General features: G+C 63.9%; 15 protein-coding genes. 8 read left to right on the forward strand and 7 right to left on the reverse strand.

All coding sequences use genetic code 11. The features are described 5' to 3' along the window. Positions 1–23: 23 nt before the first annotated feature. From BMW90_RS13710 to BMW90_RS13745, 8 genes are all read left to right on the forward strand, one after another. Positions 24–1,064 (forward strand): TRAP transporter substrate-binding protein, encoded by a 1,041-nt coding sequence (locus tag BMW90_RS13710; RefSeq protein WP_048535012.1) that lies wholly within the window; start codon positions 24–26, stop codon positions 1,062–1,064. Between the two features lie 116 nt (positions 1,065–1,180). Continuing rightward, positions 1,181–2,536 (forward strand): glutamine synthetase family protein, encoded by a 1,356-nt coding sequence (locus tag BMW90_RS13715; protein WP_074837105.1) that lies wholly within the window; start codon positions 1,181–1,183, stop codon positions 2,534–2,536. Between the two features lie 24 nt (positions 2,537–2,560). Then, positions 2,561–3,943 (forward strand): aldehyde dehydrogenase family protein, encoded by a 1,383-nt coding sequence (locus BMW90_RS13720; RefSeq protein ID WP_074837106.1) that lies wholly within the window; start codon positions 2,561–2,563, stop codon positions 3,941–3,943. Next, positions 3,940–5,085 (forward strand): iron-containing alcohol dehydrogenase, encoded by a 1,146-nt coding sequence (locus BMW90_RS13725; protein ID WP_074837107.1) that lies wholly within the window; start codon positions 3,940–3,942, stop codon positions 5,083–5,085. The genes BMW90_RS13720 and BMW90_RS13725 overlap by 4 nt, the downstream gene beginning before the upstream one ends. A 140-nt stretch (positions 5,086–5,225) precedes the next feature. Further along, positions 5,226–6,287, forward strand: coding sequence for an extracellular solute-binding protein (locus tag BMW90_RS13730; RefSeq protein WP_074837108.1), 1,062 nt, complete (start codon positions 5,226–5,228; stop codon positions 6,285–6,287). Positions 6,288–6,341: 54 nt separating this feature from the next. Next, the gene (locus BMW90_RS13735) at positions 6,342–7,433 is read left to right on the forward strand and encodes an ABC transporter ATP-binding protein (RefSeq protein WP_074837109.1); all 1,092 of its coding nucleotides are present in this window, start codon (positions 6,342–6,344) and stop codon (positions 7,431–7,433) included. Beyond that, positions 7,433–8,290, forward strand: a complete 858-nt coding sequence (locus BMW90_RS13740) for an ABC transporter permease (protein WP_048535002.1) — start codon at positions 7,433–7,435, stop codon at positions 8,288–8,290. Before BMW90_RS13735 ends, BMW90_RS13740 begins: the two co-directional genes overlap by 1 nt. Positions 8,291–8,294: 4 nt before the next feature. Continuing rightward, complete coding sequence (locus BMW90_RS13745; RefSeq protein WP_074837110.1) at positions 8,295–9,143, forward strand: ABC transporter permease; 849 nt, start codon at positions 8,295–8,297, stop codon at positions 9,141–9,143. 12 nt (positions 9,144–9,155) lie between these two features. Here the strand turns inward: BMW90_RS13745 and BMW90_RS13750 are convergent, their stop codons facing one another. The 7 genes from BMW90_RS13750 to BMW90_RS13780 all read right to left on the reverse strand — a co-directional run bounded on the left by BMW90_RS13750 (position 9,156) and on the right by BMW90_RS13780 (position 17,527). Next, a complete protein-coding gene (locus BMW90_RS13750) occupies positions 9,156–10,634 on the reverse strand; it encodes a sulfatase-like hydrolase/transferase (RefSeq protein WP_074837111.1) in 1,479 nt (492 codons plus the stop codon). An 11-nt stretch (positions 10,635–10,645) separates the two neighbouring features. Beyond that, positions 10,646–11,890, reverse strand: coding sequence for a sulfatase family protein (locus BMW90_RS13755; protein ID WP_074837112.1), 1,245 nt, complete (start codon positions 11,888–11,890; stop codon positions 10,646–10,648). A 74-nt stretch (positions 11,891–11,964) separates the two neighbouring features. Further along, the gene (locus tag BMW90_RS13760; RefSeq protein ID WP_074837113.1) at positions 11,965–12,969 is read right to left on the reverse strand and encodes an ABC transporter ATP-binding protein; all 1,005 of its coding nucleotides are present in this window, start codon (positions 12,967–12,969) and stop codon (positions 11,965–11,967) included. Position 12,970: 1 nt separating this feature from the next. Further along, complete coding sequence (locus BMW90_RS13765) at positions 12,971–14,461, reverse strand: sulfatase family protein (RefSeq protein ID WP_074837114.1); 1,491 nt, start codon at positions 14,459–14,461, stop codon at positions 12,971–12,973. Between the two features lie 2 nt (positions 14,462–14,463). Beyond that, complete coding sequence (locus tag BMW90_RS13770; protein ID WP_074837115.1) at positions 14,464–15,294, reverse strand: carbohydrate ABC transporter permease; 831 nt, start codon at positions 15,292–15,294, stop codon at positions 14,464–14,466. After that, positions 15,291–16,187 (reverse strand): carbohydrate ABC transporter permease, encoded by an 897-nt coding sequence (locus tag BMW90_RS13775; protein ID WP_244526508.1) that lies wholly within the window; start codon positions 16,185–16,187, stop codon positions 15,291–15,293. Before BMW90_RS13775 ends, BMW90_RS13770 begins: the two co-directional genes overlap by 4 nt. A 65-nt stretch (positions 16,188–16,252) precedes the next feature. Then, entirely contained in the window at positions 16,253–17,527 is a 1,275-nt protein-coding gene (locus tag BMW90_RS13780) for an ABC transporter substrate-binding protein (protein ID WP_074837116.1), read from the reverse strand. Positions 17,528–17,543: the final 16 nt, after the last annotated feature.

Genomic DNA, 17,543 nt, shown 5'->3' on the forward strand with positions numbered 1-17,543 from the left:
ATATTGCAACAAGGAGAACGGACATGACGACTTCGAGAAGAAAGTTCCTGCAAACTGCCGGGGTGGGTGTCGCCGCCGCGCCGCTGGCCGCACCCGCGCTGGCGCAATCCACCATCACCTGGCGGATGCAGACCTATGCCGGCGCCGCGCTGGCCGAGCATGTGGTGAAACCCGCCATCGACCGCTTCAACGCCATTGCCGGCGACCGGATGCAGATCGAGCTGTTCTATGCCGATCAGCTGGTGCCCACCGGCGAGCTGTTCCGCGCGATGCAGCGCGGCACCATCGACGCGGTGCAATCGGATGACGACTCGATGGCCTCGCCCACCGAAGTGACGGTTTTCGGCGGCTATTTCCCCTTTGCCTCGCGCTATTCGCTGGATGTGCCGGTGTTGTTCAACCAGTACGGGCTGAACGAGATCTGGGCCGAAGAATACGCCAAGGTCGGCGTCAAGCACATCTCGGCCGGCTCTTGGGATCCCTGCCATTTCGCCACCAAGGATCCGATCAATTCGCTGGCCGACCTGCAAGGCAAGCGGGTCTTCACCTTCCCCACCGCCGGCCGCTTCCTGAGCCAGTTCGGCGTGGTGCCGGTGACCCTTCCCTGGGAGGACATCGAGGTCGCGGTACAGACCGGCGAGCTTGACGGCATCGCCTGGTCGGGCATTACCGAGGATTACACCGTCGGCTGGGCGGATGTGACCAACTATTTCCTGACCAACAATATCTCGGGCGCCTGGATCGGGCATTTCTTTGCCAACATGGGCCGCTATGAGGAGCTGCCCGAGGACCTGAAGCTCTTGTTGGCGACCTGCATGGAACAGTCGCATTATTACCGCCAGTGGTGGTACTGGGGAGGCGAGGCGCGCCTTCGAGTGCATGGCGAAAAGATGCAGCTCACCACCATCCCGGATGCGGAATGGGATCAGGTCGAGGCCGCGGCGCAGACCTTCTGGGACGAGATCGCGGCGGAGAGCGAGACCAAGGCCAAGGTCGTGGAGATCTTCAAGCAGTACAATGCCGACATGGCCAAGGCCGGCCGGCCGTATCGCTACAACACCTGAGCCATTGCCCGGGCGCTGTCCGGGCAACCCCCGTCCCGGCCCCCGCGCCGGGACCTCCCCCTCAACCAAGAGGCCCCGGGTCTTGCCCGGGGCGCGCGCAGGACACAAGAACCGGAATGCCCATGACATTCGAAGAGCTGAAATCGAAATTCGCGGCCGGAGAGATCGACACCGTTCTGGCCTGCACCATCGACATGCAGGGCCGGCTGATGGGCAAACGGTTCCACGCCGCGCATTTCATCGACAGCGCCTGGGAAGAGACCCATTGCTGCAACTATCTGCTGGCCACCGACCTGATGATGGCCACACCCGACGGCTATGCCGCGACCTCCTGGGAAATGGGTTATGGCGACTATGTGATGAAGCCCGACCTGTCGACGCTGCGGGTGATGCCCTGGCTCGAGGCCACGGTCATGGTGATCTGCGACGTGCTCGATCATCACAGCCACGACGAAGTGCCGCATTCTCCCCGCGCCATGCTCAAGAAACAGGTGGCCCGTGCCGAGGCTCTGGGTTTCACACCGATGATGGCGACCGAGCTGGAATTCTTCCTGTTCGAAAAGAGCTTTGACGAGATCCGCCGCTCCGGTTTCCGCGATCTCGCCACGCTTTCGGGCTACAATGAGGATTACAACATCCAGATGACCAGCCGCGAGGAACATGTGATGCGCCCGGTGCGCAATCACCTCTACGCCGCCGGTCTGCCGATCGAGAATTCCAAGGGCGAGGCCGAGACCGGGCAGGAAGAGCTCAACATCAAATATGCCCCGGCGCTGGACACGGCCGAATACCACACCATCGCCAAACATGCGGTCAAGGAGATCGCTCACCAGCAGGGCCACGCGGTCAGCTTTCTGCCGAAATGGGCCCCTGACAAGGTGGGCTCGTCCAGCCATGTGCATCAGTCGCTGTGGCAGGACGGCAGCCCGGCGTTCTACGACGCTGACGACAGGCTCGGCATGTCACCGCTGATGAAGAGCTACACCGCCGGAATGCTGAAATACGCCAAGGATTACATGTACTTCCTTGCGCCCTACATCAACAGCTACAAGCGGTTCCAGGTCGGCAGCTTTGCCCCCACGCGGATCATCTGGTCGATCGACAATCGCACTGCCGGGTTCCGGCTTTGCGGCGCGGGCACCAAGGGGGTGCGGATCGAATGCCGGGTCGGCGGCTCCGACATCAACCCCTATACCGCCATGGCGGCGATGCTGGCCGCGGGCCTCAAGGGCATCGAGGAGAAGCTGGAGTTGCAGCCGGCGTTCACCGGCGACGCCTATGCCACCGATGCCGCGCAATTGCCGACCACGCTGCGCGACGCACGCGAGGCGCTGCTCGCCTCCGACATGCTGCGGGCGGCCTTTGGCGATGGCGTGGTGACCCATTACGCCCGCGCCGCCGAAGTGGAGATCGAGGATTTCAACCGCGCGGTGACCGATTACGAGATCGCCCGCGGATTCGAGATGGCCTGAACGGGCCGACAGACAGAGGATACCATGACCAACACATTGAAATGCGTCTCGCCCATCGACGGAGAGGTCTTTGCCGAACGCCCGGTGCAGACGCTTGACGCGGCGCGGGACGCGGCCGCCAAGGGCCGCGCCGCGCAGGCGGCCTGGGCGGCGCGCCCGTTGGCGGAACGCACCCGCCTGGTGATGGCGGGCGTCGCCCGCGTCGGCGAGATGAATGACGAGATCGTGCCGGAACTGGCGCGGATGATGGGCCGCCCGGTGCGCTATGGCGGTGAATTCGGCGGTTTCAACGAACGCGCCTCGCATATGGCCGAGATCGCGGAGCAGGGGCTGGCGCCCATCGAGGTCGGCGAAGATGCAACTTTCAAGCGCTACATCAAGCGGGTGCCCCTGGGTCTCGTGCTGGTGGTGGCGCCGTGGAACTATCCCTACATGACCGCAATCAACACCGTCGCGCCCGCGCTGATTGCAGGCAATGCGGTGATGCTGAAACATGCCACCCAGACGCTGCTGGTGGGCGAACGCATGGCGCGCGCCTTCCACGAGGCGGGCGTGCCGGAAGAGGTGTTCCAGAACATCTTTGTCGACCATGACACCACCTCGGCGCTGATCGCCGGCAAAGCTTTCGATTTCGTGAATTTCACCGGTTCGGTCGGCGGCGGCCAGGCGATGGAACAGGCCGCGGCGGGGACCTTCACCGGCGTCGGGCTGGAACTGGGCGGCAAGGATCCGGGCTATGTCATGGAGGACGCCGACCTCGATGCGGCGCTGGACACGTTGATTGACGGGGCGATGTTCAACTCGGGCCAATGCTGCTGCGGGATCGAGCGGATCTATGTGCATGAAAGCCTTTTCGACGCCTTCGTCGAAAAGGCGGTGGCCATCGTGAAGGGCTACAAGCTGGGCAACCCGCTGGAGGCGGAAACCACCATCGGCCCGATGGCGCATGTCCGCTTTGCCAAGGAGGTGCGCGCGCAGATCGCCGAGGCAGTGGAGATGGGTGCAACCGCGCATATCGATACCTTCCCCGAGGATGACGGCGCCGCCTATCTGACACCGCAAATCCTGACCGGAGTCACCCATGACATGCGGGTGATGCGGGACGAGAGCTTTGGCCCGGTGGTGGGCATCATGAGCGTGAAGGACGACGAAGAGGCCATCGCGCTGATGAACGACAGCCATTTCGGCCTGACCGCCTCGCTCTGGACGGCCGATGTCGACCGCGCAATGGCCATCGGCGACCGGATCGCGACCGGCACCGTGTTCATGAACCGCGCCGATTATCTCGACCCCGGATTGTGCTGGACCGGCTGCAAGCAGACCGGGCGCGGCGGCGGGCTGTCGGTGATCGGCTATCACAACCTTACACGTCCGAAATCCTACCATCTGAAGAAAGTCACCCAATGAGCCTGACGGGAAACTGGTCTTACCCCACCGCCATCAAGTTCGGCGCCGGCCGCATCTCGGAATTGCCCGGCGCCTGCGCGCAGGCGGGCATGACACGGCCCCTGCTGGTCACCGACCGGGGTCTGGCTGATCTGCCGATCACCTCGGCCACGCTCGACGTGCTGGAGCAGGCGGGGCTTGGCCGCGCGCTTTTTGCCGAGGTCGATCCGAACCCGAACGAGAAAAACCTCGCCGCCGGGGTGGCGGCCTATAACGACGGCGGCCACGACGGGGTGATCGCCTTTGGCGGTGGTTCGGGGCTGGATCTGGGCAAGATGGCGGCCTTCATGGCCGGCCAGACCCGGCCGGTGTGGGATTTCGAGGATATCGGCGACTGGTGGACCCGCGCCGACGCCGATGCCATCGCGCCCATCGTGGCGGTACCGACCACCGCCGGCACCGGCTCCGAGGTGGGGCGCGCCAGCGTCATCACCAATTCGGAGACCCACGAAAAGAAGATCATCTTTCACCCCAAGGTGCTGCCCTCGGTGGTGATCTGCGACCCGGAGCTGACAATCGGCATGCCCGGCTTCATCACTGCCGGCACCGGGCTCGATGCCTTTGCCCATTGCGTCGAGGCCTACAGCAGCCCGCATTACCATCCGATGTCTCAGGGTATCGCGCTCGAGGGCATGCGGCTGGTCAAGGACTACTTGCCGCGCGCCTTCCAGAATGGTCAGGATCTCGAGGCACGGGCGCAGATGATGTCGGCGGCGATGATGGGGGCGACGGCCTTCCAGAAGGGGCTGGGCGCGATCCACGCCATGAGCCACCCCGTGGGCGCGCGGTTCAACACCCACCACGGCACCACCAACGCGGTCTGCATGCCAGCGGTGCTCGATTTCAACGCCGAGGTGATCCGCGCCCGCTTTGACGCGGCGGCGGCCTACCTCGGGATCGACGGCGGCTTTGACGGCTTCCGCGAATTCGTGCAGGATCTGAACGACAGCCTGAACATCCCGCGCAAGCTCTCCGATCTGGGCGTCACCGAAGAGGCGATCCCGGCGCTGGTCAAGGGCGCGGTCACCGACCCCTCCTGCGGCGGCAACCCGATCGCGCTGACCGAAGAAAACCTGACGGCGCTGTTCAAGGCAGCGCTCTGACATGCGGTGCCCGGCGACAAAAAGCCGGGCACAACCCTCTGAAACCAAAAAGGTTTCACAAGACTGATACCAAAGAGGCCCATAAGGCCCGCATCCCGCCCCGGTGCTGTCCGGGGCCCAATCGACAGAGGAGACGACCCATGACCAGAACCATCCTTCTGACTTCCATCCTGATTGCCGGGCTGGCCGGCGCGGCCCAGGCCGAAACCCTGCGGCTCTTGACCTGGGGCGGCTATGCGCCCGATGACGTGGTGCAGATGTTCGAGGAACAGACCGGCCACACCGTCGAGGTGACCAAATCCAACAACGAGGAAATGATCGCCAAGCTGCGCGCCACCGGCGGCGGCGGCTTTGACCTGGCCCAGCCCAGCCAGGACCGGGTGATGGGCCCGCAGATGGAGTTCGGCATCTACAAGCCGATCGACATGTCCAAGATCGATCAGTCGCAGTTCATCGAGTCGATGCTGATGGCCACCATGGCCAATACCACCGTCGGCGATGAGGTTTATGGCGTGCCGCATGTCTGGGGCACCTCCGGCCTGGTAATGAACACCGCCGAAGCCGGCGAGGTGGTCAAGGATTACACCGATCTCTGCGATCCGGCGGTCGCGGGCAAGGTGTCTTACCGGCTCAAGCGCCCGACGCTGATCGGCTTTGCCTTCGCCATGGGCGAGGATCCCTTTGCCGCCTATGGCGACGAGGCCAAGTACACCGAGATCATGGAAAAGGTCGAAGCCAAGCTGATCGAGTGCAAGGCCAATGTGAAAACCTATTGGGGTGGCGGCGACGAGCTGATGAACCTTGTGCGCTCGGGCGAGGTGACCGCCTCGATGGCTTGGGACACCGGCGGCTGGAAACTGAACGACGACAATGCCGACATCACCTTCGTGGCGCCTGCCTCCGGTGCCCTGGGCTGGATCGACACCTTCGTTCTGCCGGCGAAGGGGCAGGCTGACGAGGCCGCCTATGCCTGGATCAACTTTGTCATGCAGCCCGAGATCGCGGCCAGGATCACCGCGGCGGCGGGCAACTTCACCGCTTCGGCTGGCGCCGACGAATTTGCCGAGGATGCGTTGAAGGCCAAGTATCAGGCCAGCTTCCCGCAGGAGGCGATCGACAACATCAAGTGGTATCCGCCAGTTCCCGCCGGGCTGGAATCCATCGAGGGCGAAGTGCTGGACCGGGTTCAGGCCGCCAATTGAATTGAAACCGGCGGCACCCGGTCCTCGGGTGCCGCCACAAGACCGGACCCCGCAATGACCCCTGATCTCGCATGTGTCGATCTCGTGAAACGGTTCGACGAGACGACGGCCGTCGACAATGTCTCCTTCTCGGTGCCGCCGGGGAGCTTTTTCTCGATCCTCGGGCCGTCGGGCTGTGGCAAGACAACGATCATGCGGATGATCGCCGGCTTCCTCGATCCGACCTCGGGCGACATCAGGATCAAGGGCCGCTCGGTGCTCGACACCCCGCCCAACAAGCGGCCGGTGAACATGGTGTTCCAGCATCTGGCGCTGTTCCCGATGATGACCATCGCCGAGAACATCGGCTATGGCCTCCGGCGGCAGAAGATGCCGAAGGACCAGATCGCCCGCAAGGTCGACGCGGCGCTGGAGCGGATCGGCCTGCCGGGGATCGGCGCCCGCAAGGTCGACGAGCTGTCGGGCGGCCAGAAACAGCGCGTCGCCATCGCGCGCTGCATGGTGCTCGAGCCGGATGTGCTCTTGCTGGACGAGCCTCTGGGGGCGCTGGATCTGAAGCTGCGCGAGCATATGAAGGTCGAGCTGAAGGCGCTTCAGGCGGCGTTTGACACCACCTTCGTCTATATCACCCACGACCAGTCCGAGGCGCTGGTGATGTCCGACCAGATCGCGGTGATGAATGCCGGCCGGTTCGAACAGGTCGGCACCGGGCAAGACCTTTATTACCGCCCCGAAACGCCGTTTGTGGCTGGTTTCATCGGCGAGGCCAACCGCTGGAAGGGCCGCATCGAGCGGGCCGAGGGCGACGTGCTGCAACTGCGCGCCGAGACCGGTCTTGCCATTCGTGCCACGACCGCCGGCGGGCTTGCCGCAGGCGACCGGGCAGAGATTTTCGTTCGCCCGGAATCGATCCGGCTGGCGGGCAGCGCCGGCGCGCTTTCGGATGTCGACAACCATTTGCAGGGCAGGGTGACCAGTATCCTGTTCAACGGCGCCGCCTCGCGCGTGCTGGTCGAGGACGAGGCCGGCGAGACGCTGGAAGTGACCCTGCCGCAATCGGGCGAATTTGCCAGCCTGCAACGGGGCGACACGGTGCATATCGGCTGGGGGGCGGCGCAGGCCAGCTGTTTCGGGGGGCAGGGCTGATGCGTGCCCAATCCCGCATCGCGTTCATCCTGCTGCTGACCCCGCTGCTTCTCTGGCTCGGGCTGCTGATCCTGATTCCGCATATCGACATGGCTCTGATCTCGCTGCGCGAGCGCATTAGTTTTGGCGTCTATGAGACCAGCCTGTTGCAATACCAGAAGGCGCTGACCGAGCCGCTTTACCTGCGCACCTTCTGGCGCACCGCCGTCATGTCGGTGCTGGCGACGGCGATTACCCTGCTGATCGCCTTTCCGGTGGCCTATTACATCGCCAAGATGGCGCGCGGGCGCTTGCAGCAGGTGCTCTTCATGCTCTGCCTGATCCCGTTCTACGTCTCGGAGCTGGTGCGCACCTTTGGCTGGATGATCCTGCTGCGCGAGACCGGGCTGATCTCGAATCTGCTGCAATGGGCGGGGCTGGCCGACCAGCCGGTCGAGATGCTCTATAACGATGCGGCGATGATGGTGGGGCTGGTCTATACCTCGATGCTCTTCATGGTGGTGCCTTTGGTGACCACGCTGGAAAGCCTCGACGACAGTGTGGTCGAGGCGGGCTATGATCTCGGGGGCAACGGCCTGTCGGTCTTGCGCGAGATCATCATTCCCCATGCCATGCCGGGCATCGTCTCGGGCTGCATCGTGGTTTTCATGCTCAGCCTGGGCAACTACCTGACGCCCACCATGCTCGGGGGCAAGGACAGTCTGTGGTTCACCGAGATGATCTACAACCAGTTCATCGTGCGCTCGAACTGGGAGCTGGGCGCCGCCTTCGGCTTCATGTTGCTGGTGCTGTCCTCGGTGATCGTCTGGGGCATGCTGCGGCTGACAGGCCGGACCCTGCAAGAGACGATGGGATGACCGCATGATCCCCACCATTCCCCGCTCGCGCGCCTTTCGGCTGATCTATGGCAGCTATGTGCTGGCGTTCTTCCTTTATCTGGCACTGCCGCTGACGGTGGTCGCGGTCTTCGCCTTCAACGACAGCCAATTCCCCTCGCTGCCCTGGGAGGGCTTCACCTGGAACTGGTTCTTCGGCGAGGACCGCCCGCAGATCGGCGTGTTCCACGAACGCGGCATCCTGCGCGCGGTGGGCACCTCGGCCTTCGTGGCGCTCTGCGTGGCGGTGCTGTCGGTCAGCGTCGGCACCACCAACGCCTTTCTCTTCAACCGCTACGACTTTCGCGGCAAGGGGCTGCTTTATGTGCTGATGCTGCTGCCGCTGGTCATTCCGGGCATCGTGCTGGGCATCTCGATCCTGGTCTTTTCCTCGACGCTGGCCAATGGCATCTGGGATCTGGCGCAGATGGATATTCAGGCGTTGCGGCCCGGGTTGTTGCTGGTGATCCTGGGCCAGTTCTCCTTCATCACCACGATCGCCACGCTGGTGATCACCGCGCGGTTGCAGAAGTTCGACCGCACGCTGGAAGAGGCGGCGCTGAACCTGGGCGCGACGCGGCTGGTGGCGGTGCGCACGATCACTCTTCCCTTTCTGATGCCGGCGATGATCGGCGCCGTGGTGGTGGCCTTTCTGATGAGCTTCGAGAATTTCAACACCACGCTGATGCTGGTGGGCTCGGATGCGCCGCTGACCATCGCCATGTTCGACCGGCTCAAGGAAGGCTCGACGCCGCTTCTGAATGCGGTCTCTCTGCTCCTGATGCTGGGCTCGTCGCTGCTGGCGCTGCTGGTGATCCTGTTTCAGCGGCGCTGAGCCGGCCCGTCCCTACCAGGGCCGGGCGCGCGGGGCGGACCGGTCTTCGGCTTCGGCCATCGCGTCGCGCAGCAGCGCCTTCATCCGCCGTCGCTGGCCGGCGTGCTCCGGGCGGTGATAGAGATTGTCGAGTTCGCCCGGATCCTCGGCCAGGTTGTAAAGCTCGCCGTCCCGCGTGGTGCCGCAGGCCGGTTCGCCATGCCAGACGATCAGCTTCCAGTCGCCGTGGCGCAGCATGGTAGTCATGATCAGCGGATCGGTGGCAAAGCCGGAATAGCGGTATTCGCAAAGCGCCCAGGACCGCCAATCCACCGCCTGCCCCCGCGCCAGCGGCAGCAGCGAGGCGCCTTGCCCTCCCGCGGCCGGCGCGCAGCCCGAAGCCGCCAGAAAGGTGGCGGGCAGATCGATCCATTGCACCAGCTCGGACACCTCGGCGCCCGGCGCGATCTCGCGCGGCCAGCGAGCGATCAGCGGCACGCGGGTCAGATCGTCGTAAAGCTGGGGGCCTTTCAGAAGCTGCTGGTGATTGCCCAGCATCTCGCCATGATCCGACGAAAAGACGACAAGCGTGTTCTCGGCCATGCCGGCAACCTCCAGCGCTGCCAGAATGCGTCCGACCTCATGATCGATCAGCGCGATCATCGCCCAGTATTGCGCACGGATTTCCTTGATCTGCTCCGCGGTATACTCCTGAAACCCCGGCGCTGTTCCACTATAGCTCTTTTCGGAATATGCGCGGTGCGGCGCCGGTTTTTCGTCAAGCTCGCCGGGCTTGGTGGTGATCGGCGCAATAGCGTCGGCGTCGATCATGTCACGAAACTCCTGCGGCGCGCCAAAGGAATGATGCGGATCGAAAAAATTGGCCATCAGGAAGAACGGCGCATCCGCGCGCGGGTGTGAGATGAAATCTATCGCGCGTTCAGCAACCCAGTGCGAATAATGCGCCTCTTTCGGCACATGATCGATCGGCGTGCCGGTGCGGGACTGGTTGCTGTATTCGGTGTTCTCGTTGGCACCCCGGTCGGGAAAGATCCGGGCGAAAATCGCGGGGTGGGTCTTGCGCAGCCAGCGGTGATAGTCGTTCTCCAGCGCCCGGTGATTGGGGCCATGCGCCCATTCGAAGACGCGGTAGCCATCGTCGCGGCGCGGCTCGGTCCGCCAGGTGTCGCAGGGAGCCAGATGCTGCTTGCCAATCATGCCGCAGTCATATCCGGCCTCGGAAAGGGTCTTGGTGAACATCCGCTGATCTTCGGCCAGCGGGACGCCATTGGCATACAGCCCGTGATTGGCGACATATTTCCCGGTGAAGAGCGACGCACGTGACGGGCTGCACACCGGGTTCTGGACGTAGCAATTGCGAAACAGCGCGCCCTCGGCGGCCAGCGCGTCGAGGTTGGGGCTCACGGCCCAACCGGCGCCGGTGCAACCGAGGCTGTCGCCGCGCTGCTGATCGGTGCAGATGAATAGGATGTTGGGGCGGGTATCGGGCATCCGGGGCGCTTTCAGAATTTTGCGATGCGGGGCTCGGTGCGATCTTCGAGTGCGACGCGGGCGTCGATCATTCGGTCGACCATCTGCTCGAGCCGGTCCTGATGCGCCGGGTCGGCGGCCAGGTTGCTGGCCTCGCCCGGGTCTTCGGTCAGGTCGAACAGGCTGTCATGCGCCGCGCGGCCATTGGCGCCATGGGTCACCACCAGCTTCCACCGGTCCATGCAAAGCGCGGTCTGCCAGCGGTGATCTGGGCTGCGTAGCCGCGACAGGGCCCAATCCCGCGGCGTTCCGTCCAGCAGCGAACGGCCCTGAATGCGGCGCGGAGGCGGCATATCGGCCAAGGCATAAAGCGTTGGCGCCACGTCAATGGTCGAGACCATAGCTTCGGTGCGGCGCGGGGCGCGACCGGGCATACGGATCATCAGCGGCACATGCAGTGCGCTGTCCTGCATCGGACCGCGAGACGTGGCAAGCGCGCCGCGCGCAGCGGTCACGACAACGGCGGTGCGCTCTGCCAGCCCGGTGCTGTCCAACCTTTCAAGCATTGCCGCCAAGGCGGCATCGGCCTGGCGCATTGCGCCGGCATCGACGGTCTCGCAGGGAATATGCGGATTCGGCGCGCCACCCTGGGTCTCGCCCACCACCAGGCCCGCGACCCCGAAGCAATTCGCCCCGCCCGCGGGCTGCGAGAGCTGTGCGCACACTCGCGCGCCAACCCAGCTGTTGAATCCGAGCGCCTCGGGCAGCGCCGCCAGAGCATGGCGCTGCCGATCGGAGATTTCGGTCGCGTCAGGATCGGGCTGGGCCGGGAAAATCTCTTGATAGGCCTCTGGCGCACGTGCCTCGAGCCAGGCCAGATAGGCGTTCTGGCGCGAGCGGTGCAACGGCCCGTGCGCCCAATCGAATTGCGCATATTCGAAGGGCCGGGCATGTTCCGTCGTCCAATGCGAGGCGCCGGCAAGCTGGCGCCGTCCGACAAGCCAGGTGCCCATGCCGCCATCGGCCATCCGCTGCGCCACCGTGGTTTCGCGCCCGGGCAGGGCGACGCCCTCGGTCCAGACCCCATGTGCCGCCATGTCGAGCCCGGTGAATAGGCTGGCGCGTGCCGGGCCGGCCTCGGGTGAGGGGGCATAGGCGCGGGCGAAATGCAGGCTGCTGTCGCGAAAGGCCGACAGCGTCGGCAGGGCGGCGCAGGCGGTTTCGCTCAGGCTGTCGAAGACAATCCACAGGATGTTGTGCCGGGTCGGGCAGGTCACGGGTGCACTCCTTGTTCACTCGGGGCGGGCGACGAGGCCGGAGGCGCATGACGTTGCCCCCGGCCGGTAAAGGGTCAGCTGACGCGTAGACCCTCCGCATCGAAGCGGTGCATGCTGGCCTCTTGCGGGGTGACAAAGACGCGGTCGCGGTAATTGAGCCGCACCTTGCCCGGCGCGCGCACGGTCATCGTTTCGGGCACGCCATCAACATCGACGCGGATGAAGGTGTCGCTGCCAAGATGCTCCGAAACGCCCACCGTGCCCTGCCAGAGTCCTTGGTCGGGCGACAGGGTGACATGCTCGGGCCGGACTCCCAGCGCCGCGGCGCCCTGGGTGCTGGCCGCTTCGCCCTCGATGATGTTCATCATCGGCGAGCCGATGAATTTGGCCACAAAGAGGTTGCGCGGGTTGTCATAGAGCTCGAGCGGCGAGCCGACCTGTTCGATCCGGCCCTTGTTGAGCACCACGATCTTGTCGGCCATGGTCATCGCCTCGACCTGATCGTGGGTGACATAGATCATCGTGGTGTCGAGCCGCTTGTGCAGTTCCGAGATCTCGAGCCGCATCCCCACCCGCAGTGCCGCATCGAGGTTCGACAACGGCTCATCGAACAGGAAGGCCGAAGGCTCGCGCACGATGGCCCGGCCGATGGCGACGCGCTGGCGCTGGCCGCCCGACAGCTGACCGGGCTTGCGGTCGAGATAGTCGGTCAGGTTCAGCACCCGGGCGGCATTGTCGATCCGCCGCGCCTGTTCGGCCTTGTCGAGACCGGCCATGCGCATCGGAAAGGCGATATTCTGCGCCACGCTGAGATGCGGATAAAGCGCGTAGGACTGGAACACCATGGCCAGCCCGCGCTTGCCCGGCGGCAGGTCGGTGGCATCCTTGCCGTCGATCTCGATGGCGCCCGAAGTGGTGTTCTCGAGCCCGGCGATCAGCCGCAGAAGGGTGGATTTCCCGCAGCCTGACGGGCCGACAAAAACGACAAATTCGCCATCATCGATTTCGAGGTTGAGCGGCGGAATGACGGTCATCTCGCCAAAGTCCTTGCGCACGTCTTTCAGGTGAATGCGGCCCATATCAGCGGCTCCCTTCCCGGTGTTGTCCGCGCGCCATATGAAGCGGCGGAGACATCATTGATTGCGCGCCACGCACGCAGGCTTCGATAAAACCCTGAGATTTAAGGGCGCTATCGGAACGCCAGAGCAGGATCTCGTGGATCAGCCGGTCGCGGGTCGCCCGGTGTTCGGGCGCATCCCACAGGTTGACCTGTTCCCTCGGATCGGCGTCGAGATCGAACAGCATACCTTCGTCGGCGTCGACGAAATGCACCAGCTTCATCCGGCCCTCGAGCACCATGGTCATCATGCGGGTGCCGCTGAGCAGCGCGTCGTTGGAGTGTTCGGCAAACACCCGATTGCGTCCTGGTGCAGGTTCCTTGCCGAAATAGGGGATTAGGGAGGATGCCTCCATCCAGCCTGGAACCTGCACGCCGGCCCAGTCCAGAATGGTCGGGCCGAAATCAAACAGCGAAACATTGTCAGTGACCCGCCTGCCGGCAGGGATGCCCGGCCCGGCAACCAGCGCGGGGACCCGAACGGTGGATTGGTACATGTTCCATTTCTGCGAATGGCCATGATCGCCAAGCGCGTCACCGTGATCCGACGTGAAGACGATGATCGTGTCGTCCAGCACGCCCCGCGCCTCCAGAGTCTCGATGATCTCGCCCACTTGGGTGTCGATCATGGTGACATTGGCGTAATAATGCGCGCGCTGACGGCGGGATTGCTCGGGGCTCGGGTCGGGCAGGTGAACCACGCCGTCCGCATCCTCGCCCAGCATGAAATCTCGCAGGCCCTGCATGGCTTTCGGTTGTGCCTCGGGGTCGGGCGGGATGACCTCGGGCAGGTCGCGGTTCTTGTACATGTCGAGGTAGCCCTGTGTGGGGTCGTAGGGCGGATGCGGACCGGGAAGGCCCACTTGCAGGAAGAAGGGGCCCTCGCCGGTGTAGCGGTCGAGCCACCATTTGGCCATTTGGCCGGTAAAGACATCCGGGTGCAGGCATTCGTCCAATTGCCAGGCCCAGGCGCCCAGCTTGTCGCCATAGCCGTTGTCGCGCCGCTTGGTAACGCGCGAGGGTTTCTCCAGCCCGCGCAGAAAAAACGCCTTGTCCCAATTGTCGAGGTAGAACGGCAGGTTGGGATGGTCGCGATCCTTGTTCTCGGTGACGTGGCGCTCGTGAAAGCCGAAAGCGCCTTCGACCGGCATGGTATGCATCTTGCCCACGTTCACCGTGCGATAGCCCGCCTCGGCCAGATCCTTGACCCAGCAATATTGCCAGGGCTCGTCATTGCGGAACACGCCGTTGGTATGCGGATAGGTGCCGGTGAAGAGCGAGGCCCGCGACGGCGCGCAGGAAGGCGAGGTAATGTACATGTTCTCAAACGCCGTACCGCGTTTGACAAGCCGGTCCAGGTTGGGGGTGATCATGTGGTCGAAGCCCAGCGCCGCGATGGTGTCGTAGCGCTGCTGGTCGGTGATGATGAAGACGATATTGGGTCTCTTGGTCATGCTCAGCCCTTCACCGCGCCCGAGAGCGACTGGACGATATAGCGATTGGCAATTGCCATCAGTGGCAGGATCGGCAGGGTCAGCGCGATGCTGGCCACGGCGATCGAGGCCCAGTCGACAGAGTCGAATGAGATGAAGTTCATCACCGCCACCGGCGCCGTCGTGGTGTCGGAGCGGGTGATGATCAGCGAATAGAAGAAGTCGTTCCAGGCCACCAGGAAGGCCAGGATCGCCGCCGCCACAGCCCCGGGCCGTGCGGCGGGCAGGGCGATCAGCAGAAAGGCCTTGGTCAGCGAGGCATCATCCATGATCGCCGCTTCGATCAGCTCGTCCGGCACCTGCGAAAAGGAATTCCACATCGACCATGTGACAAGCGGCAGGGTCAGGGTCATATAGGCAAAGACCAGCCCGGCGTAGGTGTCGATCAGCCCTGCGTTGACATAAAGCAGGAACAGCGGGATCACAAAGCCCACCGGCGGCGCCATGCGCAGCAGGAGCAGGATCCAGGACGCGATGAATTTGCCCGAGACCCGGCTCTTGGCCAGGGCAAACCCGGCCGGCACGCCCACCAGCATCGCAAAGACGGTGGAGAGGCCCGCGGTGATGAAGGAGTTCATCAGCGCCTTGGGGAAATCAGACCGGGTGATGTTGAAGAAGTTGTCGAAGGTGAGCTTCAGCGGGCTTTCCCAGATCGGCTCGAATACCGCGTCGGGGGCGCGAAAGGCCAGCAGCAGCGCCCAGAGCGTGGGCAGCGCCGCAAAGGTCACCAGCAGCAGCATCACGGTGGTTCCTATGGCCTTTTTGATGCGGAATTCAGGGCTGTTGTCGATCATTGCGAAACCCTCTGGTTGAGACGTGCGACGTAGAAGCTGATCAGCGCCGCCATCAGGAACAAAAGCACCGCGATTGCCGCGCCATAAGCGACGTTCGAGTTCTGGAAGGTCTGCACATAGGCATAGAAGTTGGTGGCCTGTGTCGACCGGCCCGGCCCGCCCTTGGTGATAACGAAGATCATCGGAAAATGCTTGAGCGAGTCGATGAAGCGGAACAGCGTGACCATCAGCAGTGCCGGCATCAGCAGCGGCAGGGTGATGAAGATGAAGGTCTTGACCCGAGAGGCCCCGTCGATCGCGGCGGCCTCGTCGAGATCCGTCGAGATGCCCTGAAGCGCGGCCAGGATGATCAGCATGGCGAAGGGAAAGTTGGTCCAGGTGTCGGCCACGATGATCGCGAACATGGCGCCGTTCTGGGTGGTCAGAAAGGTCGGCACGGTGAAGCCGAAGAGATCGAAGAAGGCGTTGATCGGCGACAAGGTGGGGGTGAAGAGCGACAGCCAGATCAGCGCCACGGCGACATGCGGTACGGCGTAGGGCACCAGAAAAAGCACCCGGCCCAGCCGCCACTTGCCGACGATCTTTTGCAGGCCGACGGCTACGGCGGTGCCGATGACGACCTGCGCGGCGACGCCGAAGATCGACAGGACAGACATCACGTAGATCGAATTGACCAGCCGCTGATCGCTGAGCAGGCGGGCGAAGTTGTGAAAGCCGAACTCGCCTTTGGAGCCGCGGATCAGGTGGTAGTCGCTGAACGACAGCGCCAGCATGCCGGCCAGCGGCACGATGGCAAAGATCGCAACAGCGAGGATCGCGGGGATGATCATCCGGCGATAGCCGCGTTCCAGCTCGTAGGTGGCGCCGCGCCTTTTTGAGGTGGCCTGTGTCATGGAGCGCTTTCTTGCGAGAGAGCGACCGGCGGGATGATCCCGCCGGTCCGGAGCCTGAAGGATCGTCATTGGCCCAGGATGTCCTTCATTTCCTGTTCCGCCGCCGCCAGCGCATCCTCGGGCGACATAAGCCCGTTGACCGCGGCGTTGATGTTTTCACCGATGGCGGCCCCCAGCGACGGCCAATCGGGCAGTAGCGGGCGGTAATGGCCGATGGCAAGGTTCAGCGCCTCGCCCTGCATGCGCAGGAAATCGGGGTGAACGGCGTCGTATTTCGCGATCACTTCGGCGTTCTGCGCGACCGAACCGGTGGTGAAGTTCGAAAACGGCTCGGCCAGCGCGATCTTGGTCATCGTCTCGGGGCTGACCGCCCATTCGATGAACCGGGCCGAGGCTTCGGGGTTTTCGGCTGAGCTCGGGATGGCGAGGCCATGCACCGCAATGGCGGGCGATCGACCGGCCGGGCCACCCGGCGGCAGGGCGATGCCTGTGACATCGGCGAACTTGCTCTTTTCCGGGTCGACGATCTGGGTGACGACGCCGGTGCCCTCGACGGTAAAGACCACCTGGCCGTTCTGCGCCGCCGCATTGACCTCGGCAAAATTGAAATTGCCGGCCCCCTGCGGGGCGTAGTCGTTGATCAACTCGATATAGACCTTGAGGGCCTCCAGGGTCTCGGGCGAATTGATCGCCGGGGTCAGGTCGCCGCCGGTGTAATCGGCAAAGAACTTGCCGCCATAGGCGCGCATGATCATCGGAAAGATAAACATGTTGAAGCCTTGGCCGGGCACCGCGCGCAGCGCGATGGCCGCGCGGTCGTCATTGGTGACTTGCGGCGCGATCTCCAGCATTTCGGCCCAGGTCTCGGGCACGCCGACGCCCGCCGCTTCCAGCACGTCCTGGCGATAGGTCATCAGCCCGGTGGCCGCCATGAAGGGCACCGCATATTGCTCGCCATTGATCTTGTAGGCGTCGAGCGGGCCTTTCAGGATGTCGTCCTTGACCGCCATGGCGGCGACTTCGGCGGTGATCGGCTTGAGCCAGTTGGCCGCAACCCAGCGTTGCACCTGGATGACTGGCGCATGAACAACGTCGATATCGCCGGTGCCGCCGGTAAAGGACAGGGTGATGCGGTTCTCGAAGACGTCTTGGCCGATCACGTCGATATTGGCCTTGATGCCGGTCTCGGCCTCGAAATCGTCGGCCAGTTTGCGCAGCCCGTTGGTGTAAGGCATGCCGAACATGACGACATTGATCTCTTCGGCGTCTGCCGCAGTGGGCGCAAAGGGGGCGGCCATAGCGAAGCTGGCCACCAAAGCTGTTGTGCAAAGGTGTTTCATGTGTCCTCCCAAAGGG

Origin of the sequence: Marinovum algicola (genome assembly GCF_900109145.1) — a bacterium.
In the GTDB taxonomy this organism is placed as follows: domain Bacteria; phylum Pseudomonadota; class Alphaproteobacteria; order Rhodobacterales; family Rhodobacteraceae; genus Marinovum; species Marinovum algicola.